The sequence below is a fragment of the Modicisalibacter sp. genome (genome assembly GCF_055145905.1).
Genome location: NZ_JBSREH010000002.1, coordinates 147,042 through 167,426, shown reverse-complemented (window position 1 = coordinate 167,426; position 20,385 = coordinate 147,042). Strand labels below are relative to the sequence as shown.

Below are 20,385 nucleotides of genomic sequence, written 5' to 3'. Positions count from 1 at the left end.
GCCGTTACTCCTTGGTCTCGGGTTGCGAACGCAAGGGGGCGCTGTCCTCCGGCCGCGAGCGGTAGCGGGAGCCCAGGTGGTGGGTCATCGCACGCTGGGTGATGTGCCCACAGACCCGGCCTTGCGCGTCGACGCAGGGCAGCCAGGTGGTGTCGTTGGCGAACATCAGCGAGGCGACCTTGCGCAGGTCGTCGTCGAGCTGGGCCACCGGCGGGGCGGTCTGGTAATGGTCACGGCAGTAGCCGCGGGTGGTGCGGGCGACCGAGCGGGTGATCATGCCGGCGGGCTCGCCGTGGTCGTTGACCATCAGGATCGCGTTCTGGTAGCCGAAGTCGTCGATGCGGGCCAGGGCCGTCTCCAGGGTGTCGTCCGGCTTGACCGCGCCCATCTCGTCGGAGAACACCTCGCGCACCTTGACCAGGTTGAGGCGCTTGAGCGCGCGGTCCTCGCCGAGGAACGACTCGACGAAGCCGTTGCGCGGCGCGGAGAGCAGGTCGTCGGGCGCGGAGTACTGGACCAGCTTGCCCTCGCGGAAGATGGCGATGCGATCGCCCATCTTGATCGCCTCGTCGATGTCGTGGCTGACGAACAGGATGGTCTTCTTGAGTTCGGCCTGCATCTTCAGGAACTCGTCCTGGATCACCGCCCGGTTGATCGGGTCGATGGCGCCGAACGGCTCGTCCATCAGCATCACCGGCGGATCTGCGGCCAGCGCCCGGGCCACGCCGATGCGCTGCTGCTGGCCGCCGGACAGCTCGCTGGGGTAGCGCTTGAGGAAGGCCTCGGCGTCCATGGCGATCATGTCCATCAGCTCGCGGGCCCGCTTCTTGTAGGCGGCGCGGTCCCAGCCCAGCAGGCGCGGCACCACCGTGATGTTCTCCTCGATGGTCATGTTGGGGAACAGGCCGATCTGCTGGATCACGTAGCCGATGTTGCGGCGCAGGTCCTGGGTGTTCATGCCGGTGGTGTCCTCGCCATCGAGAAACACCTTGCCCGAGGTCGCCCGGACGATGCGGTTGATCATCTTCAGGGTGGTGGTCTTGCCGCAGCCGGAGGGGCCGAGAAGGATGCAGATCTCGCCCCGAGGCACTTCCATGTTGATGTGGTCGGCGGCGACGACGGCCCCCTTGGGGGTATCGAAGACCTTGGTCAGGTTGTCGAGTCGTATCATGGAAAAACCTTGTCGAAATCGGGTTGGCGCATTCAGGCGGCGGCGACGTCACGCTCCATGCCACGCGGCGTGAGGCGCTTCTGCAGCGCCAGCAGGGCGTAGTCGACGATGATGGCCAGCAGGCTCACGGCCACCGCGCCGACGATCAGCTGGCGCGGATCGGACTGCGAGATACCGCGGCTGATCAGCGTGCCCAGGCCGCCGGCGCCGATGTAGGCGGCGATGGCCATCACGCCGATGTTCAGCACCACGGCGGTGCGCACGCCGGCCATGATTACCGGTACCGCCAGCGGAATTTCCACCATGCGCAGCCGCTGGTTCTGGCTCATGCCGATGCCGCGGGCGGCCTCGCGCAGCGCGGGATTGACGTTGTTGATCGCGGTGTAGGTATTGCGAATGATCGGCAGCTGCGAGTAGAGCAGCACGGCGATCACCGCCGGCACGTAGCCGATGCCGTAACCGAAGATCGACAGCAGCGGAATCATGACCCCGAACAGCGCGATCGAGGGGATCGTGACGATGATCGAGGCCAGATACAGCACGCCCCTGGCCAGGCGTTCGTTCTTGGTGATGGCGATGCCGATGGGCACCCCGGTCAGGGTGGCGATTCCCACGGCAACGCCGACCAGGCTGATGTGCTCCAGGGTCAGTTGCCCCAGCAGCCCGGCGTTGTCGAGAACGTAGCGAAACAGTTCCAAGCGATGTCTCCTCCATTCGCGTGGACGTCATGGATGGTCGGCGTCGACGCAGATCGCCGACGCTGCCGAAAAGCGTCCAGCAGGGATAATAACCCGGCTTTGCGTCGAAACCGCGTTAGCTTAACAGAGGGGTATAGCAATTTTTTCTGTCAATGGATGAGTAATCAAAATTCAGATTATTGATGATCGTGATTCGCCGTCGTGGGGCGCGATGCGGGCGGGATAAAGAAAGCGTCGAGGTCGGAACGGCCGGCCTGAAGCGCCTGGCTGGGCGAGAAAGCGTGAAAACAGGCAGGGAAGTCGGTGAAACGCCCCCGTGTCGGCACGGGGGCGGAGGGGAGGTCAATCGGCCTGCGGTGATGTGGCTTCCGAGGAGCGGCTGGACACGATGGCAAAGCCGGCCAGCGCCATGGCGATGGAGATCAGCGGCACGCTGTAGTTGAGCACCGCGTAGGGGGCATAGCTCCAGGCACTGACACCGAGGGCGCTGTAGACGAAGATCGCATCGGTGCTCCACGGCACCAGCGCCGAGGTGACGGTACCGCCGTCCTCCAGCGCGCGGGACAGGTTCTTGGGGTGCAGCCCCTTGTCACGGAAGGCCCCGGCATACAGCCGGCCCGGAATGATGATCGAGATGTACTGCTCGGCGGTGACCACGTTGGTCAGGAAGGAGGAGCCGACGGTGACCGCGCACAGGGCACGACCGCTTCTGGCCATCGCGACGACGCCGCCGACCAGGGCATTGAGCATGCCGGTGCGTTCCATGATGCCGCCGAAGATCATGGCGATGATCGCCAGCGAGATGGTGTACATCATCGCATCCAGCCCCCCCTGGCTGAGCAGCTTGTCGACGCCGGCATTGCCGGTGTGGGCCACATAGCCGCTCTGCAGCAGGTGGAACAGCGAGGCTACGTCGCCGCCCTGCACGAACAGATAGGCCAGGCTGCCCAGCACGATGCCGACGATCAGGGTGGGGACGGCCGGTACGCGGGCGAGCGCCAGTGCCGGAACCGCCAGTGGAATCAGGAACAGCCAGGGCGAGATCACGCTGTCGGCCTGCAGGTTGCCGATCACGGCGGCGATGGCCTGGTCGAGCTCGGCGCCCTGATGGCCGCCGGCCATGGCCGTGAACACCACCAGGGCGATGATCAGCCCGGGCACCGTGGTGTACAGCATGTGGCGGATGTGGGCGAAGATATCCGTGCCGGCGATGCCCGAGGCGAGGATGGTGGTATCGGACAGCGGCGACATCTTGTCGCCGAAGAACGCCCCCGAGACGATGGCCCCGGCCAGCGCCGCCGGCGACAGGCCCATGCTGGTGCCGGCGGCCATGCCGGCCACGCCCAGGGTGCCGATGGTCGACCAGGAGCTGCCCATCATCAGCGTGCTGATGGCGCACAGCAGCATCAGCGTGGGCAGGAAGGCCCCCGGGGAGAGGTACTCCAGACCGTAGTAGACCATGGTGCCGACCACGCCGCCGGCGACCCAGGCGCTGATCAGCAGCCCCACCAGCATCAGGATCACCACCGCCGGCAGGACCTTGGTGATGCCCTCGTAGATGTAGCCTTCGATGTGCTTCCAGGTGTGACCGTAATGCCAGGCGACCAGCCCGGCGACCACGGCGCCGATGAGCAGGGGAAGATGGGGGCTGCCGTCGAAGATGAGGATCGTCGTCATCATCGTGACGATCATCACGGCGAAGGGCAGTAGGGCGGCAAGAAAGGGAGCGGTTCGTCGGGATTCGGACATGGACAGGGTTCAGGGCAATGGTGAAAGTGGAAAGCCCGCCGGGCACGAGGTCCGGCGGGCAGGGGTAACGCCGAAGGCGTGTTCGGTTCAGGAACGTGGGTCAGGCACGGCGATAAGCCTGGGGCAGTTCGGCGAGTAGACCGCGCCCCCCGGCGAGAGTCAGGGCGAGGTCATTGAGCGCGTCCCAGACGGGCAGCGGCAGACCGCCCTTGATCGCCTGGTCGATGCGCTGGGCGAACAGCAGCAGTTTGTGTAACCGGCGATGGGGCAGGCGTTGCAGCGCCTGCTGGTAGTTGGGACGGCGCTTCTCGGGAATCATCGGCCGCTGGGCCTTGCAGGCATGCTCGAGGCTCTGGCCCTGGTCGAGATGCTGTTGCAGGGAGAGCAGGGTGCGCATCTCGCGAGTCAGCGCCCACAGTACTACAGGCGCCTCGATGCCCTCGCCGCGCAGGCCGGCGACGATGCGCACCGCGCGTTCGCGTTCGCCACGCAGGCAGGCGTCGGTCAGCGTGAAGACGTCGTAACGGGCATTGTCCTCGACACCGCCGGCGATGGCGCCGGCATCCAGTCGGGCGCCGGGCGGGTACAGCAGCGCGAGCTTCTGTAGTTCCTGATCGGCGGCCAGCAGGTTGCCTTCGGTGCGTTCGCCGAGCAGCCGGGCGGCGTCCATGTCGAGCTGCAGGCCGTGCAGGGTGGCGCGATCGCGCAGCCAGAAGCCCAGGCGCGAGTGGTCCACCGGCCATACCGGCACGAACAGCCCCAGCGCATCGAGCGCCTTGAACCACTTGCTTTGTTGCTGGCGCCGGTCGAGCCGGCCCGCGGTGACCAGCAGGATATTGTCGCTGCCCTTGGCCTGGGCGGCATAGGCCTCCAGCGTCTTGCCACCTTCCTGGCCGGGCGCCTGGTCGCCCAGACGCAACTCGATCAGCTTGCTGGTGGCGAACAGCGACAGGCTGGCGGCGGATTCGGTAAGCCGCCCCCACTGGAAGCCGTTCTCGACGTGCAGAACCTCGCGCTCCTCGATGCCCTGCTCGCGGGCGACCCGGCGCACCGTGTCGCAGGCATCGCGGTGCAGCAATGGCTCGTCACCGGCGACGATGATCACCGGGGGCAGACGCTTGGCCAGCGCCTCGGGCAGCTTGTCGGGAAAGACCTTCATGGCGCGTCGGCGAGGCTCTGCAGGCGATCGATCAGGCGGCGTGCCGCTTCCTGGCGCAGCGACTGCACGGCCTGCTCGCGGCGATCATCGCGCGCCAGCAGGTCGCTGGTGCCCGCCTCGTAGGTGGTCGACACTCTCAGGGTCTGGCGCTCGATGCGATAGGCGTCGTCGCGCTGGCGCTGGACCGAGAAGGGCACGCCGAGCTGCAGCTCGACCGTCCGGCTGCCGGCATTGTTGGCCGTCAGGTTGATCTCGTCGAGTTGCTCCGCGCCCAGGTTGAGACGCCACGGCGCCTGCGCGTGCACCGCCACGCCCGCGCCCTCGAGCGCCTGGCGTACGGCGTCGGCCAGCGGGCCCGGCGGGGCGTCCAGGGCCAGGCTGTCGAGCCCGGCCAGGTTGCGCCCCTGCCCGCGCAGCTGGAAGCCGCAGCCGGCCAGTGCACCGGCCGCCACCAGCGCCACGCTGGTATGCAGGGCGCGATTCAGGAAGGTGCGACGCTTCATCCGGGCCTCCTAGCGACCGTGGGCTTGTCAGTTGGCGACGATATTGACCAGCTTGCCGGGGACGACGATCACCTTGCGCACCGTCTTGCCCTCGATATGGCGCTGGACGTTCTCGCTGGCCATGGCCTCGGCCTCGACGGCGTCCCTTGCGGCGTCCGGGGCGACCTCGATGCGCGCGCGCAGCTTGCCGTTGACCTGCACGGCCAGCTCGACGCTGTCCTTGACCAGGGCGCTCTCGTCGACGGCGGGCCAGCGGGCGTCGATCGCCGGCTCGTCATGACCCAGCGCCTCCCAGAGCGCATGGCAGGCGTGCGGGGTGATCGGGGCGAGCAGCAGCACGCAGGCTTCCACGGCCTCGCGGGTCACAGCCAGGCCCTGCGGGCTGTCGGCAGCGTTCTCGTTCTGGAAGCGGCCCAGCGCGTTGGTCAGCTCCATCACCGCGGCGATGGCGGTGTTGAAGGTGGTGCGCCGGCCGATGTCGTCGCTGGCCTTGGCGATGGTCTCGTGGGTCTTGCGACGCAGCGCCTTCTGGGCGTCGTCGAGCGCGGCGACGTCGAGTGCCGCCGGGGTGCCGGCGTTGACGTGGTCGGCGACCAGCTTCCACAGGCGCTTGAGGAAGCGGTGGGCGCCCTCGACGCCGGCGTCGGACCACTCCAGCGACTGCTCGGGGGGCGCGGCGAACATCATGAACAGCCGCACGGTGTCGGCCCCGAAGCGGTCGATCATCGCCTGCGGGTCGACGCCGTTGTTCTTCGACTTGGACATCTTCTCGATGCCGCCCATCGCCACCGGCTGGCCGTCGCCACGGTAGACGGCGCTGACCGGGCGGCCCTTGTCGTCGCGCTGGACGTCGACATCGGCGGGGTTGAACCAGTCCTTGCCGCCGTCCGGCAGCTCGCGATAGAAGGTCTCGGCGATCACCATGCCCTGGGTGAGCAGGCGCTGGAAGGGCTCGTCACTGTTGACCAGGCCGAAGTCGCGCATCAGCTTGTGGAAGAAGCGCGCATAGAGCAGGTGCAGGATGGCGTGCTCGATGCCGCCGATGTAGAGATCCACCGGCAGCCAGTAGTCGGCGCGCTCGTCGAGCATGGCCTCGGGGTTGTCGGCGCAGGCGAAGCGCGCATAGTACCAGCTCGACTCCATGAAAGTGTCGAAGGTGTCGGTCTCGCGGGTCCAGCCGTCGCCCAGGTCATAGAAGGCGGGCATTTTCTTGAGCGGCGAGCCGGTGGCGTCGACCTCCACTTCCATGGGCAGGGCGACCGGCAGCTCGTCGTCGGTGAGCGGCACGGTCTCGCCCTCGGGGCCGTACTTGACGGGAATCGGCGCGCCCCAGTAGCGCTGGCGGGCCACGCCCCAGTCGCGCAGGCGGAAGTTGGTCCTGACCTCGCCACGGCCCTCGGCCTGGAGCCGGTCGGCGATCGCCTGGAAGGCGGCGTCGAAGTCGAGTCCGTCGAACTCGCCGGAGTTGATCAGCCGGCCGTGTTCGGTATAGGCCGCGACGGAAAGGTCCGGCGCGTTGCCGTCGGCATCGGCGATCACCGCTTCGATGGGCAGGCCGTACTTGGTGGCGAACTCCCAGTCGCGCTGGTCGTGGCCAGGCACCGCCATCACGGCGCCGGTGCCGTACTCCATGAGCACGAAATTGGCGACATAGACGGGCACTTCGCGGCCGGTCAGCGGGTGGACCGCCTTGAAGCCGGTGTCGCGACCACGCTTTTCCATGGTCGCCAGGTCGGCTTCGGAGGTGCCGCCGCGGGCACACTCCTCGAGGAAGGCGGTCATGTCAGGATCGCCCTCGGCGGCCTGGCGGGCCAGCGGGTGACCGGCGGCGACGGCCACGTAGGTCACGCCCATCAGGGTGTCGGGGCGCGTGGTGTAGACCTCCAGCGGCGCGTCACGACCGGCCACGTCGAAGGTCAGCTCCACGCCGCGCGACTTGCCGATCCAGTTGCGCTGCATGGTCTTGACCTGGTCGGGCCAGTCGACGTGTTCGAGATCGGCCAGCAGCTCCTCGGCGTAGTCGGTGATCTTGAGGAACCACAGCGGGATCTCCTTGCGCTCGACAAGGGCACCGCTGCGCCAGCCGCGACCGTCGATCACCTGCTCGTTGGCCAGCACGGTGTTGTCGACCGGGTCCCAGTTGACGGTGGACATCTTCTTGTAGACCAGGCCCTTCTCCACCAGCTTGGTGAAGAACCACTGCTCCCAGCGGTAGTAGTCGACGTCGCAGGTGGCGAACTCGCGGCTCCAGTCATAGGCGAAGCCCAGTGCCTTGAGCTGGCTGCGCATGTAGTCGATGTTCTGGTAGGTCCAGTCGCCCGGCGGCACGCGGTTCTTGATGGCGGCATTTTCCGCCGGCATGCCGAAGGCGTCCCAGCCCATGGGCTGCAGGACGTTCCTGCCCTGCATGCGCTGGTAGCGCGAGACCACGTCACCGATGGTGTAGTTGCGCACATGCCCCATGTGCAGCTTGCCGCTGGGATAGGGGAACATCGACAGGCAGTAGAATTTCTCGCGGTTGGCGTCTTCCACGGCCTTGAAGCATTCATTCTTTTCCCAGTACTGCTGGGCGGCTGACTCGGTGGCGTGAGGCTGATACTGAGTGTCCATCGTCTGCGCGGTGCACCTTGCGTTGGGGCTTCGGTTCATCGGCGCGCTCGGCTCGACCCGGCCGGGGAGCGTGACGCGTGCCGGAGACAACACCCTGCCGTACACTGTATTGGAAAGGTACAGGGGCAGGTGTGAAAATCGTCGTGGTGGCCCAAGGATACCCTAGACGTGACGTGGCAGGTAGGGGCCGGCCGGGCGAGGCCCGCCGGCTGCCGCCTCGCCCCGGCGTCGATACCCAGCGAGGAGAAACAGCACTATGAGTGACGACCAGCAGCACGACCGCCGCCTGAATGCCGCCTACGAGCGTGTGCTCGAGCGGTTGCGCGACGGCGCCGATGACCTGTCCTGGGACACGCTGCAGAAGGAGCTCGACGAGGCGGTGGAGTTCGAGGCCGAGGTCGAGACATTCACCAAGAACGAGATGGCCCTGCTGCGTGCCTGGGTGGAGCGCGACCTCAAGGACCTGCGCCGCTATCTGGCGGCCGGCGGTGCCGGTGTGGCCAGCTGGCTGGGGATCGATCTGGACGTGCTGTCACGCAAGGTGACCGATGCGCTGTTCTCCATCGCCGATCGCAGCGTGGTGGAACGCGAACGCTTCGAGGACGATCTCGAGGCGGCCCGGGCCGATTACGTCGCGGGGGAACTGGCCGCGCCCGGGCGCATGGCCTGCGTGCACTGCGGCGAGACGGTGGTGCTGGAGTCGGTGACCCGCCTGGAGCCCTGTCACGCCTGCGGGCACCGCTACTTCATGCGTTCGCCCAGCGACGAGACGCCCCCCGCGGCTTCCTGACGCCGCGGAGGCCGCCCGTCACGAGGGGCGGGCGGCAGCGGTGCGCCGGCGCCCCGGGCGCCTGAGCCCGGGCAGCCACAGCAGACCGGCCAGCAGCCAGGCGGGCCAGCTGCCGGTGCGGGTGAACGGCGTCTCGCCCTGCATTCCCTGAACCGTGCCGGTGACCGTGGCGGTCTCGAACTGCGGCGCGCGTTTCACGATCCGGCCCTCGGGGTCGATGATCGCGGTCACGCCGTTGCTGGTGGCGCGCAGCACGTAGCGGCCGTTCTCCAGCGCCCGCAGGCGCGCCATCTGCACGTGCTGGAGCGGCCCGATCGAGCCGCCGAACCAGGTGTCGTTGGACACCGTGAGCAGCACGTCGGCGTCGCGGGCGCGGCTGGCGACCAGGTCCGGGTAGATGATCTCGTAGCAGATCGCCGTGCCGATGGCGAGCCCGGCGGCGTGCAGGGGCGGCTGGTCGCCGGCGCCGGCCGAGAAGTCCGACATGGGCAGGTCGAAGAAGGCGATGATGCCGCGCAGCAGCCCTTCCAGCGGCAGGTACTCGCCGAACGGCACCAGGTGCTCCTTGCGATAGCCGCCCTGCGTGTTGCCCAGCCCGATCACCGCGTTGTAGTAGCCGCCGTCGTCGCGCTCGACGATACCGGTGAGCAGGGCACTGTCCGGGGGCAGCGTCGCCTGCAGGCGCTCGAGGAAGGGGCGGGCCTGACGCTCGAACATCGGCAGGGCGGTTTCCGGCCAGACGATCAGCTCGGCGTCGTCGGCCACCGCCCGGGTCAGCCGCGCGTAGGTGTTGGCGGCGTTGCGCTGCCCCTCGGCGCTCCACTTCATCAGCTGGGGCAGGTCGCCCTGCAGCAGGGCGACCGTCACCGGCTGGCCGGAGCTCGTCGTCCACTGCGTGGGCAGCAACAGCGGCAGGCCCCACAGGGCGGCGAGCGGGGCCAGCGTCCACCAGCGCCGGCGCAGCAGCTCCACGCCGAGGGTGCCGGTCAGGGCGGTGATCAGCGACAGCAGGAAGACGCCGCCGACCGGAGCCAGCGGGGCCAGCGGCGAGTCGACGTGGGCGCTGCCCAGCAGCAGCCAGGGAAAGCCGGTGAACAGGTAGGTGCGCAGCACCTCGCTGGCGACCCACAGCCCGGCGAAGCTCAGGCAGGCCAGGCGGCGTCCGGTCACGTGACGGTAGAGCCAGAAGGGGACGGCGTAGAACAGCGCCAGGGTCACGGCGAACAGCGCGGTGAGGAACACGGCCAGCGCCACGCCGGTGTAGCCGTAGTCATGGATCGACACGTAGATCCACGAGGTGCCCGAGGCGAACAGGGCGAACCCGTAGCACCAGCCGCGCAGCGCGGCCTGGCGGGGCGTCAGGTCGTGAAAGCCGACATAGACCAGGCCGACGGCGACGGGGCCGAGCCACCAGAGGTGAAAGGGCGCGAAGGTGAGGGTGCTGAGCACGCCGGCCAGCAGGGCGGCGAGATGGCCCAGCCACGGGCGTTGTCGGGTTGGCATGGGGCACTCCTTGTCGGGACGGGGTATACGGATTTAATGGTTGATGGGGCACCTTCACCCCATCAATCTGATACCACCCTCAGATGGTTGATAGATCGACTCCGTAGTTGAGTTCCTCTGCGAAGTCCGGCAGTCCGTAACCGATGGTTTTCTTGTAGAAAGGAGAGACCTTCGCAGTCGGTGCCTTCTTCTTGTGCTTCGTGGTGTAGAGCATTCGTGCCCGCATCACCTCGAAGGAGTAACCGCGCCCTTCACGGTTCTTGTCCTTGGCCAGTCGGTTGATGGACTCCGTGTAAGCGTTGGTGACGGGCATGTCCGTCTCGAAGTAGGTCATGGTCTCTTCGCGCCAGTTTCCCACTGCCCTGACCAGATCGCTCCAGACTTCCTTTTGGCCCTTCGGGATGGTGGCTATCCACTCGTCCAGGGCGGCTTCTGCCTGGAGCCGTGTGGTGGCGTCCCAGATGCCGTAGAAGCGCTCCTTGTGCTCGTAGGCGGCCAGCAGTTGCGGGAACGCGCCTGTCCAGGTCTCCATGATGAGGCGCTCCCGGTCTGAGACTTCGTGAGCGCGTTTCAGCAGGATTTTCCGGTCTCCCTTGAGAGTCCGGCTCTGGGACGGTTTCAGCTCCTTTCTGAGGCCCTTGCGCACTCTCTCTAGGGCATCGTTGGCCATGCGCACCACATGGAACTTATCGACCACGATACGGGCCTGGGGCAGCACAGCCTTGACCGCTGCCCGGTAGGGGTTCCACATGTCCATGCTGACGATCTCGACCTTCTGCCGGTCTTTCAGCTTCATCAGGTAGTTGGTCACCACGTCCTGGCGGCGGGTGGCCAGCAGGTCGAGCAGGGTTCGCTCCTCAATGTTGGTCAGAATGCAGCGGTAGCGCTTGTTCAGGTATAGCTCGTCAATGCCCAGGATGCGGGGCGTCTCGAAGCGGTGCCAGCGCCCCAGGAATTCGGCGCGGGCGTTGAAGATGTCGCGCACCGTCTTCTCGTCCAGGCCGGTCTGTGCCGCCACAAAGGTGTAGGGGTGGTTGAAGGATTCCTTCTCCACGTACTCATGCAGCCGCAGTGTCATACGGAATCCGTCCACCATCTCCGGTAGCTGGGGCCTGAATGTTGTCTTGCAGGCCCGGCAGGTGTATCGGCGGCGGACCACCCAGAGAGTGACCCGCTTGCCGTGGATAGGCAGATCACGATAGGGAACGTCACGCTTGCCGAACCGTACGAACTCACCCTGCACGCCGCATTCCTCGCAGGCGATGGGATCGGGCACGTCCACCTGGAAGTGCATTTCGTCGTCGGTTGATTTGCAGCCCAGTACTTGGTATTGCGGCAGGTGAAGGATGTTGTCGGGAAGTTCGGTCATGGTGTTGTATAGGCGTAGGTGTCAGTCAGATCCATCCGGCTCGGCATTGGTGTTTGCTTTTTTACCCAACAAGCTGCTGGAAACGAAAAGTAAGGCACCGAGGACAATTGCAATATCAGCCAGGTTGAAGGCCGGCCAATGCCAGTCTCGCCAATAGAAATCAAAGGAATCCACAACATAGCCGCGAAAGACCCGGTCAATCAGGTTGCCCATGGCGCCACCGAGGATAAGACTGTAAGCGATGGCTTCTCCTTTATGACGATTTTCAAGGATCAGCTTGATCAGAAAAATCGAGACCACTACCGCGATTCCGATAAAAAAGTAGCGCTGCCAGCCTCCACCATTCGCAAAAAGACTGAATGCGGCACCGGTGTTCCATAGGTGCACCCAGTTAAAGAACGGGGTCACCGAAACATACTCGCCATAGGCCATTGATTGCTGCACCAGCCACTTTACAGCCTGATCAGACGCTGCCAGCAGGCCCGATATGGACAATAGGGCATACGGCGAGAGCTTTTTGCCAATAATGAGCATTATTTAACCCTTCAACGCCAAAATGCGTCTGGCACCGTTAAGTACAATGCCCCCCGCGATGGTGCCGATAATCAGATCCGGATAATTGGAACCGGTCCACGCGACCAGGGTGCCGGCGGTGATGACCCCCAGGTTGATCACCACGTCGTTGGCCGAGAATATCCAGCTTGCCTTCATGTGCGCCCCGCCTTCCCGATGTTTGGATATGAGCAGCAGACAACTGGTATTGGCAATCAATGCGACGAATGCGATAGCCATCATCACCAGCGATTCAGGCTCACTACCGAATACAAAGCGTCTCACCACCTCTACGAGCGCGCCCACAGCCAAGATCAGTTGCAGTACACCAGCAAGATGCGCGGCACGTACCTGCATTTTCACGCTATGTCCAACCGCATAAAGGGCAAGCCCGTACACCGCCGCATCGGCAAAATTGTCCAGGGATTCTCCAATCAGGCCGGTGGACTGGGCGATCAGACCGGCAGTCATTTCCACCACGAACAGAAGTGCATTGATGCCGAGCAACCAGCGCAGGGTCCCGGATTCTTGCTTAGCAGAAGCTGCCGAAAACTCGGCGGCCTTGATGGTCTCCGGATTTGCAGCGACGGTTTCCTGAAGCGAGGCGCCTAGCCCCAAGGTCTTCAGTTTCGAGGTGACGGGCTCGACCTCGCCGTCATGCACGACCTTCAGCCGGCGGTTCGACAAGTCGAAGGACAGCGCCCGAATCTCCTCAAAGCCGTTCAGGGCTAGGCGAATCATTCGTTCTTCTGATGGACAGTCCATCTTCGGCACGGCATAAACACTGACCCATCTCCCTGGCGCCTCGGAGGAGGCCTGTATATCGGTATCCGCTGCGGACGTTGCATCACCGCCACAGGCGCCACCACAGGATTTGCTCATGATACGACTCCACTTGAACAATGTTGTGGTACCATTTAAAACTATAAAGCTACTATAAGGTCAATAGAGTAAAGAATCCGTTGGGGAGGAGGCTGATGCGCATTGGTCAGTTGGCGCAGTTGGTAGGGGTCGAAACACAGACGATCCGCTTCTATGAACAGCAGGGCTTGTTGCCGCCGCCTGATCGGCAGGACAACGGTTACCGTGTCTATACCGAGAAGCATGGTGAGGGGCTGGCCTTCATCCGTCGCTGCAGAATCCTGGGCCTGTCACTGGCTGAGATTCACGAACTACAGAGCTATCAGGACGACCCTCATCAGCCTTGTACCGCCGTCAACGCCTTGCTCGATGATCACATCTCTCATGTGCGGTCGCAGATAACCGCTCTGCAAGCGCTTGAGAAACAACTCGTTTCACTGAGAGCGAGTTGCAACGATGACCGGGAAGTTGAGGCGTGTGGGGTTCTTGCTGGAATTAGCGAAGGAAACATGCACCAGCAGTAGGTGAAGCATCAACCAGATAATCCGATGAGATGCCGGTCTGTCTCACTCTCATGCAAAGGTAAGATCAACCATTTAATCCGCTTACCCTCGGGACGCTGCCCCTTATACCAGACCCGGCGGCGAACTCGAACCGTGCCGGCTCAGTCCTCGAGCGGCTCGTCGGCGAGCAGGGCGAGCGGTTCGGCCTGCAGCAGGCGAATCCGCCGGTTGTCGGCACCCAGCACGGTGAACCGCCAGCCGCCCAGGTCGGCATGCTCGCCGCGCCGCGGCAGGTAGCCGAAGCACTGCATCACCAGGCCGCCGACGGTGTCGAACTCGTCGTCGGAGAGGCTGGTGTCGAAGCGGTCGTTGAAGTCGTCGATGGGCGTCAGGGCGCGAATCGCGAAGGAGCCGTCACCCATGTCGCGGATGTCGTCTTCCTCGTCGGTGTCGTGCTCGTCCTCGATGTCGCCGACGATCTGCTCGAGGATGTCCTCGATGGTGATGATGCCCGCGGTGCCGCCGTACTCGTCCACCACCACCGCCATGTGGTTGTGGGTGTCGCGGAATTCCTTGAGCAGGCTGTTGAGGCGCTTGGACTCGGGGATGAACATCGCCGGGCGCAGCACCTCGCGCAGGGCCAGGCGCATGCGCTCGCTGTCGTTGACCTGCAGCAGCGGCAGCAGGTCCTTGACCAGCAGGATGCCGAGCACCTCGTCGAGGTTCTCGCCGACCACCGGGTAGCGGGAGTGGCCGGTCTCGAAGATCACCGGCAGGTAGTCTTCCGGGGGCTGGTCGATGCCGATGGCGGTGACCTGAGAGCGCGGGATCATCACTTCCCGGGTCTGCTGGTCGCTGATCTGGAAGGCGCCCTCGATGATCGTCAGGGCATCCTGGTCGAGGCGCAGGCGGGCGGCGGCCTCACGGAGAAACACCAGCAGTTCGTCGCGGGAACTGGGCTCGTCGGCATCGCTGGAAAAGGCGCTGAACAACTTCTCGAGCCAGGACTTGCCGCCCTGGCTGCTCGATCGGTCTTCGCTCATGCGTCGGGTCTCGTGTCCTCGCTGCGGCACTCGTCGGCGTCGAGCGCGTAGGGGTCGGGAATCGCGAAGTCGGCGAGGATGCGGCGCTCGAGCGCCTCCATCTCCTCCGCCTCGGCTTCATCTATATGATCGTGGCCGAGCAAATGCAAGGTGCCGTGCACCACCATGTGCGCGTAATGGTGCTCGAGCGCCTTGCCCTGGTCGCGGGCCTCGCGCTCGACCACGTCGTGGCAGATCACCAGGTCGCCGAGCAGCGGCAGGTCGAGGCCGGCAGGGGCCTCGAAGGGGAACGACAGCACGTTGGTCGGGCGATCCTTGCCGCGATAGTCGCGGTTGAGGGCCTGGCTCTCGGCCTCCTCGACGAAGCGCACGGTCAATTCCGGCGGCTCGTGGGGTGCGTCAAGGTCGTGGTGGCGGCGATGGTGCGCGAGCGCCGCGGCGGTCCAGGCCTGCAGCTGATCCGCCTCGGGCAGGCCGTCGGCGCGGACCGCCACCTGCCGGTCGATGACCGGCGGCGGCAGGCGGCTCATGCGTCGCCTCCCGCGGTGCTGCCGCCTGCAGCGGCCTCGCTGTCCCGGGCCTCCTGGCGCGCCTGTTCGCGGGCCTCGCGCCGGGCGCGCTCCTCGGCCTCCTGCTCGGCCTCGAAGACGTCGTAGGCCTCGATGATGCGCTGCACCAGCGGGTGGCGTACCACGTCCTTGGCGTCGAAGTGGGTCATGCCGATGCCGGACACATCCTGCAGGATCCGGGTGACATGGATCAGCCCGGACTTCTGGCCGCGGGGCAGGTCGACCTGGGTGATGTCGCCGGTGATCACCGCCGTGGAGCCGAAGCCGATGCGGGTCAGGAACATCTTCATCTGCTCGCGGGTGGTGTTCTGGCTCTCGTCGAGGATGATGAAGGCGTTGTTGAGGGTCCGGCCGCGCATGTAGGCCAGCGGCGCGATCTCGATCACCTGGCGCTCGATGAGCTTGGCGACCTGCTCGAAGCCGATCATCTCGTAGAGGGCGTCATACAGCGGGCGCAGGTAGGGGTCGATCTTCTGCGCCAGGTCGCCGGGCAAAAAGCCGAGCTTCTCGCCGGCCTCGACGGCGGGGCGGACCAGCAGGATGCGACGGACTTCCTGCTGGTTGAGCGCCTCGACGGCGGCGGCCACGGCCAGGTAGGTCTTGCCGGTGCCCGCCGGGCCGATGCCGAAGTTGATGTCGTGCTTGCGGATGCTGGCGACGTAGCTCTGCTGATTCAGGCCGCGTGGCTTGATCAGGCTGCGGGGCGTGCGGATCACCACCTCGGCGCCGTCATCGCCGCCTTCCTCTTCCTCTAGTGCCTCGACCCCCGACTCCTGCAGGAACAGGTGCACGGTGTCGGGCTCGAGCTGGCTGGCCTCGGTTTCCCGGTAGAGGTGCTCGACGACGTTGGCGGCAGCCTTGACCCGCGGGCCGGGCCCGGCGAGCTGGAAGGTGTTGCCGCGATTGCGCAACGTGACCCCGAGCCGCGATTCGACCAGCTTGAGATGCTCATCGCGCTCGCCGCAGAGGTTGGCCAGCCGCATCGGGTCGTTGGGTTCCAGGGTCAGGGTGATGACGCGATTTGCCGGAGTGCTTTGTTGGCTCAAGAACAGGGAATCCGTGCGTGATGGATGAGGGGATCAGCTTACTGCCCCGGAGCGGGCCGGGGCAATGTGCGTGGACGGCCATGATCTGCTGCGCGTCAGTCATGCGGCGTTGAAACCGTGATCAGACTGTTTATTCAGCGAGCTAAACTGCGCGTCTTTTCACGGTTTCGCCTTGTCTGTCCTGAGCTCGCGAGATCATGCATCGCCCCCGTCCGAAGAGAGAGGGGTCAGAAACATTCCGGCGAGGCCAGTTCGCCGCGCAGCGAGTTGGGCAGGGCCTCGGTGATCTCCACATCGACGAAGGCGCCGATCAGCTCGGTGGGGTTTGGCGCGCGGAAGTTGACCACGCGGTTGTTCTCGGTACGCCCGGAGAGCTGGCCCGGGTCCTTCGGCGAGAAGCCGGTGACCAGGATGCGCTGGGTGGTGCCGACCATGCGCCGGCTGATCTGCATGGCGTTCTGGTTGATGCGCTCCTGGAGGATCGCCAGGCGCTGCTTCTTGACCGCCTCGGGGGTGTTGTCCTTGAGCTGTGCCGCGGGGGTGCCGGGGCGCGCCGAGTACACGAAGCTGAACGAGACGTCGAAGCCGATGCGACCGATCAGGTCCATGGTCGCCGCGAAGTCGGCCTCGGTCTCGCCGGGGAAGCCGATGATGAAGTCCGACGAGAAGCTGATGTCGGGGCGCAGTTCGCGGATGCGCTCGAGCTTGGCGACGTACTCCTCGACGGTGTGTCCGCGCTTCATCGCCGCGAGGATGCGGTCCGACCCGGCCTGGACCGGCAGGTGCAGGTGGCTGACCAGCTCGGGGATCTCGCCGTAGGCCTCGATCAGGCTGTCGGAGAACTCCACCGGGTGCGAGGTGGTGAAGCGGATGCGGTCGATGCCGTCCACGGCGGCCACGCAGGCAATCAGCTCGGCGAGGTCGATCTCGTCGCCGAGGCTGTTGCGGCCACGGTAGGCGTTGACGTTCTGGCCAAGCAGGTTGATCTCGCGCACGCCCTGTTCGGCGAGGTGGATGACCTCGTCCATGACCGCTTCAAAGGGGCGCGAGACTTCCTCGCCGCGGGTGTAGGGCACCACGCAGAAGGTGCAGTACTTCGAGCAGCCTTCCATGATCGAGACGAAGGCGGTGGCGCCGTCGGAGCTGGGCTTGGGCAGGTGGTCGAACTTCTCGATCTCGGGGAACGTCACATCGACCACCGAGATCGGCTCGGCGCTCTTGCCGCGCTGCTCGAGCATGTTGGGGATGCGGTGCAGGGTCTGCGGGCCGAACACCATGTCGACATAGGGCGCGCGCTTGCGCAGGTTCTCGCCTTCCTGGCTGGCCACGCAGCCGCCGACGCCGATCACCAGGTCGGGGTTGCGCTCCTTGAGCTTCTTCCAGCGGCCCAGCTGGTGAAAGACCTTTTCCTGGGCCTTCTCGCGGATCGAGCAGGTGTTGAGCAGGATGACGTCGGCCTCCTGCTCGTCGTCGGTCAGCTCCATCTGGTGCGATTCGCCGAGCAGATCCGCCATGCGTGCGGAATCGTACTCGTTCATCTGGCAGCCATGAGTCTTGATGAAGAGTTTCTTCGCCATAGAGTCGCGTCGGCGCCGGGCGCCCGACATGTCCGTGAAATGGGGGTGAGTGCAGCGGCCGGGTCGGCCGGGATCGGAATGCGGCGATTATACGGACCCCGGGGCTGACTTGGCCAGTCCGCGTGCCGGGGCGTCCATGCTCTGTGGTATTCTTCGGGCACGGCCCGGGGCCGACGCGACGGGTGAACCTGCTAGAAACGGGAGAGACATGGCGGCAAAATCGATCTACCGGGTGGTCTTCCACAATCAGGGGGAAATCTGGGAACTGTATGCCCGGGATATCTACCAGAGCGACCTGTGGGGGTTCATCGAGGTCGAGACCTTCGTCTTCGAGGATGCCTCGAAACTGGTCGTCGATCCGTCCACCGACAAGCTGCGCCGGACCTTCGAAGGGGTCAGCCGCAGCTACATTCCGATGAACGCCATCGTGCGCATCGATGAAGTCGAGCGAGAGGGCACGGCCAAGGCCGTGAAGGCGGACGGCAAGGTGGCGGAGTTTCCGCGCCCCTTCACCCTGCCGCCGCGGGATGATTAAAAATTGACCGATCTGTTGCCCTGGCAGACGACTCGGACGATCGCGTGACGCGGTCACCGGGTTTTCCCAAGGTTTATCCACAGAAAGTGTGGATGATCGGCGACACGGCCTTGTAGCCGGGCATGGATGTCCCCGGTGATATCGCAACCTCGTGTCGAGCCAGCGTTTTTTCGAGCCTCCCGACAGCCACGAGACAACGTCGAGACATGTTCAAGTTCAAAACCTTGCTGATAGGCCTCGTCTGGGGCCTGAGTGCGGTCGGCGCCGTGTCGCCGGCCCTGGCCCAGGCGCCGGACGAGACGCGCTGGGTGGCCGATGACCTCAGCGCCTATGTGCGCAGCGGCCCGACGGACGGCTACCGTATCGTCGGCAGGCTGACCTCCGGCGCGCCGGTGACGGTGCTCGAGACCCAGGGCGACTACACCCGGGTGCGTGCCGAAAGCGGCGACGAAGTGTGGATTCGCAGCGACCAGCTGCAGAGCGACCGGAGCCTGCGCCAGCGCGTGCCGGCGCTCAAGGAGAAGGTCGCCACGCTCAGTGACAAGCTCGATGGCATCAACCAGACCTGGCAGTCGCGCACCGCGAGCATGACCGAGACGCTCAAGGCCCGCGAGCAGCGCATCGAGGACCTGAGCCAGCGCAACACGACGCTGGACCAGAAGCTGACGCAGACCGAGGCGACCCTGCGCCGCCTGAAGGCGCGGCTCGACACCCAGGAACAGGACCTGCTGATGCGCTACTTCCTGTATGGCGGGGGCGTGGCCGGCGCCGGGCTGGTGGCCGGCCTGCTGGTTCCGCACCTGCCGCGGCGGCGCAAGAAGCGCGACCGCTGGTTCTGAGCCGCGATCCGGGGAGATTGGCATGAACAACGAATGGCGCAATCGCTGGCGGGAAGGGCGCATCGGCTTTCATCGCGACGCCGTGCACCCGGCGCTGGAGCGCTACTGGCCGACGCTTGCCGTGGCCAGCGACAGCAAGGTGCTGGTGCCGCTGTGCGGCAAGAGCCTGGACATGCGCTGGCTGGCCGAGCGCGGGCATCCGGTGCTGGGGATCGAGCTGGCCGAGGAGGCCGTGGCGCAGTTCGTCGCCGAGGGCAGCGGTGAGGTCTCGCGCTATCGTCACGGCGTCTTCGAGGTCTGCCGACAGGGGCACGTGGAGCTATGGTGCGGCGACTTCTTCCACTTTCACATCGATCAGGCGCTCGAGGTCGAGGCCTTCTACGATCGCGCCGCGTTGATCGCGCTGCCCGAGGCCACGCGCCAGCGCTATGCCTTCCATCTGGCCCAGTTGCTGCCGCCCGGGGCCCGGGGGCTGCTGATCAGCCTGACGCGTCAGGATGGGCCGGACAAGGGGCCGCCGTTCTCGGTGGCGGCCGACGAGGTCGAGCGGCTCTTCTCGCCCAATTTCGAGCTCGACCGGCAGGCGGTGTCGCCGCCGGACGCGCGCGGCTTTGCCGAGGAGGTCTGGACCCTGGTGCGCCGCGGGCCCGAGCGCGACGCACCGGCCGGCGAGTGAGGGTCAGCGCGCCAGCAGCTCGCCGATCGCGGGATCGCTGAAGGCGCGGTTGAGCGCATTGGTCAGCAGGTCGCTGACCATCTGGTTGTTCTCCCGGGTATCCGGCTTCAGGGCGTAGGTCTGTTCGCGCTTGGCGGTATACACCCCGGTATAGGTGGTGCCGCCGTTGCGGGCCACGGCCTGGATGCGGGCGATCAGGCGGGCCTTGTCGAGCAGGGGCTTGGCGTCGGCCTTCTCGTAGCTCAGTTGGGTCAGCGTCAGGGTCAGGCTGGGCCGGCCCTCGGCGGTGGCCTCGGTGGGCTCGAAGCCCATGCGCTGCAGGGCCTGCTGCGCCTGCTGCTGGAGGCGTGGCATCAGCGTGTGCGCGGGGACCGTGATGGTGTCGGTGGCCATGCGCTTGCCGCTGCGGGTGCCCAGCACGTCGCTGTCGCGTCCGTCCACGGTGGCCAGGGTCACCGCCTGGCCGCTGCCGGCGCGGGGCACGGCGGTGGTCACCTGCGGCTCGACATTCAGGTATTGCGGGCTCTGTGCACAGCCCGCCAGCAGGCCCGTCGCCAGCGCGAGTCCGCCCAGTGTCTTGAGGCGAAATGCCATTATCCTTCCTCCCGGTTCGTCGTGTGCAGCCGCACGAG

The 20,385-nt window shown here is 65.7% G+C and carries 20 protein-coding genes; 5 read left to right on the top strand and 15 right to left on the bottom strand.

From position 1 onward, the window contains the following. Positions 1 to 4 precede the first annotated feature (4 nt). The 6 genes from ACTCB7_RS02655 to leuS form a co-directional block, all read right to left on the bottom strand. Entirely contained in the window at positions 5 to 1,171 is a 1,167-nt protein-coding gene (locus tag ACTCB7_RS02655) for an ABC transporter ATP-binding protein (protein ID WP_463005457.1), read from the bottom strand. A gap of 32 nt (positions 1,172 to 1,203) precedes the next feature. After that, entirely contained in the window at positions 1,204 to 1,869 is a 666-nt protein-coding gene (locus tag ACTCB7_RS02650; protein WP_163650475.1) for an ABC transporter permease, read from the bottom strand. Between the two features lie 342 nt (positions 1,870 to 2,211). Further along, complete coding sequence (nhaC, locus tag ACTCB7_RS02645; protein ID WP_463005456.1) at positions 2,212 to 3,618, bottom strand: Na+/H+ antiporter NhaC; 1,407 nt, start codon at positions 3,616 to 3,618, stop codon at positions 2,212 to 2,214. Between the two features lie 100 nt (positions 3,619 to 3,718). Beyond that, positions 3,719 to 4,777, bottom strand: a complete 1,059-nt coding sequence (gene holA / locus ACTCB7_RS02640; RefSeq protein ID WP_224414689.1) for a DNA polymerase III subunit delta — start codon at positions 4,775 to 4,777, stop codon at positions 3,719 to 3,721. Next, the gene (locus ACTCB7_RS02635; RefSeq protein ID WP_463005455.1) at positions 4,774 to 5,280 is read right to left on the bottom strand and encodes an LPS-assembly lipoprotein LptE; all 507 of its coding nucleotides are present in this window, start codon (positions 5,278 to 5,280) and stop codon (positions 4,774 to 4,776) included. The genes holA and ACTCB7_RS02635 overlap by 4 nt, the downstream gene beginning before the upstream one ends. Before the next feature lie 27 nt (positions 5,281 to 5,307). Further along, positions 5,308 to 7,890 (bottom strand): leucine--tRNA ligase, encoded by a 2,583-nt coding sequence (gene leuS, locus ACTCB7_RS02630; protein WP_463005454.1) that lies wholly within the window; start codon positions 7,888 to 7,890, stop codon positions 5,308 to 5,310. A 256-nt stretch (positions 7,891 to 8,146) separates the two neighbouring features. On the opposite strand from leuS, the gene ACTCB7_RS02625 reads away from it, so the two are divergent. Beyond that, entirely contained in the window at positions 8,147 to 8,680 is a 534-nt protein-coding gene (locus ACTCB7_RS02625; RefSeq protein WP_224414691.1) for a zinc ribbon-containing protein, read from the top strand. A gap of 18 nt (positions 8,681 to 8,698) precedes the next feature. On the opposite strand, the gene lnt is transcribed toward ACTCB7_RS02625, so the two are convergent. From lnt to ACTCB7_RS02605, 4 genes are all read right to left on the bottom strand, one after another. Beyond that, entirely contained in the window at positions 8,699 to 10,183 is a 1,485-nt protein-coding gene (gene lnt / locus ACTCB7_RS02620; RefSeq protein WP_463005453.1) for an apolipoprotein N-acyltransferase, read from the bottom strand. Positions 10,184 to 10,262: 79 nt separating this feature from the next. Then, entirely contained in the window at positions 10,263 to 11,552 is a 1,290-nt protein-coding gene (locus ACTCB7_RS02615) for an ISL3-like element ISPpu12 family transposase (protein ID WP_004574636.1), read from the bottom strand. 21 nt (positions 11,553 to 11,573) lie between these two features. Continuing rightward, positions 11,574 to 12,086, bottom strand: a complete 513-nt coding sequence (gene lspA / locus ACTCB7_RS02610; protein WP_004863699.1) for a signal peptidase II — start codon at positions 12,084 to 12,086, stop codon at positions 11,574 to 11,576. A gap of 3 nt (positions 12,087 to 12,089) precedes the next feature. Continuing rightward, the gene (locus ACTCB7_RS02605; RefSeq protein ID WP_432415673.1) at positions 12,090 to 12,986 is read right to left on the bottom strand and encodes a cation efflux transmembrane domain-containing protein; all 897 of its coding nucleotides are present in this window, start codon (positions 12,984 to 12,986) and stop codon (positions 12,090 to 12,092) included. Between the two features lie 95 nt (positions 12,987 to 13,081). Here ACTCB7_RS02605 and cadR point away from each other — a divergent pair, with 95 nt between their 5' ends. Next, positions 13,082 to 13,489, top strand: a complete 408-nt coding sequence (gene cadR, locus ACTCB7_RS02600; RefSeq protein WP_004364961.1) for a Cd(II)/Pb(II)-responsive transcriptional regulator — start codon at positions 13,082 to 13,084, stop codon at positions 13,487 to 13,489. 140 nt (positions 13,490 to 13,629) lie between these two features. Here cadR and ACTCB7_RS02595 read toward each other — a convergent pair whose 3' ends face one another. The 4 genes from ACTCB7_RS02595 to miaB form a co-directional block, all read right to left on the bottom strand. After that, positions 13,630 to 14,511 carry an HlyC/CorC family transporter gene (locus tag ACTCB7_RS02595; protein ID WP_463005452.1) on the bottom strand — a complete coding sequence of 294 codons (882 nt, stop codon included), beginning with the start codon at positions 14,509 to 14,511 and terminating at the stop codon, positions 13,630 to 13,632. Further along, on the bottom strand, positions 14,508 to 15,041 hold the full coding sequence (gene ybeY / locus ACTCB7_RS02590; RefSeq protein WP_163650467.1) for an rRNA maturation RNase YbeY: 534 nt from the start codon (positions 15,039 to 15,041) through the stop codon (positions 14,508 to 14,510). The genes ACTCB7_RS02595 and ybeY overlap by 4 nt, the downstream gene beginning before the upstream one ends. Beyond that, positions 15,038 to 16,126 (bottom strand): PhoH family protein, encoded by a 1,089-nt coding sequence (locus tag ACTCB7_RS02585; RefSeq protein WP_463005451.1) that lies wholly within the window; start codon positions 16,124 to 16,126, stop codon positions 15,038 to 15,040. Before ACTCB7_RS02585 ends, ybeY begins: the two co-directional genes overlap by 4 nt. A gap of 227 nt (positions 16,127 to 16,353) precedes the next feature. Beyond that, positions 16,354 to 17,703, bottom strand: a complete 1,350-nt coding sequence (miaB, locus tag ACTCB7_RS02580) for a tRNA (N6-isopentenyl adenosine(37)-C2)-methylthiotransferase MiaB (protein WP_224414695.1) — start codon at positions 17,701 to 17,703, stop codon at positions 16,354 to 16,356. 208 nt (positions 17,704 to 17,911) lie between these two features. On the opposite strand from miaB, the gene ACTCB7_RS02575 reads away from it, so the two are divergent. The 3 genes from ACTCB7_RS02575 to ACTCB7_RS02565 all read left to right on the top strand — a co-directional run bounded on the left by ACTCB7_RS02575 (position 17,912) and on the right by ACTCB7_RS02565 (position 19,753). Further along, positions 17,912 to 18,238 carry a DUF1820 family protein gene (locus tag ACTCB7_RS02575; protein ID WP_224414696.1) on the top strand — a complete coding sequence of 109 codons (327 nt, stop codon included), beginning with the start codon at positions 17,912 to 17,914 and terminating at the stop codon, positions 18,236 to 18,238. 206 nt (positions 18,239 to 18,444) lie between these two features. Then, positions 18,445 to 19,077: a TIGR04211 family SH3 domain-containing protein gene (locus ACTCB7_RS02570; RefSeq protein WP_224421232.1), complete on the top strand. Its 633-nt coding sequence runs from the start codon at positions 18,445 to 18,447 to the stop codon at positions 19,075 to 19,077. 22 nt (positions 19,078 to 19,099) lie between these two features. After that, positions 19,100 to 19,753, top strand: a complete 654-nt coding sequence (locus ACTCB7_RS02565) for a thiopurine S-methyltransferase (protein WP_463005450.1) — start codon at positions 19,100 to 19,102, stop codon at positions 19,751 to 19,753. Positions 19,754 to 19,756: 3 nt separating this feature from the next. Here ACTCB7_RS02565 and ACTCB7_RS02560 read toward each other — a convergent pair whose 3' ends face one another. Beyond that, complete coding sequence (locus ACTCB7_RS02560) at positions 19,757 to 20,347, bottom strand: YajG family lipoprotein (RefSeq protein ID WP_463005449.1); 591 nt, start codon at positions 20,345 to 20,347, stop codon at positions 19,757 to 19,759. Positions 20,348 to 20,385: the final 38 nt, after the last annotated feature.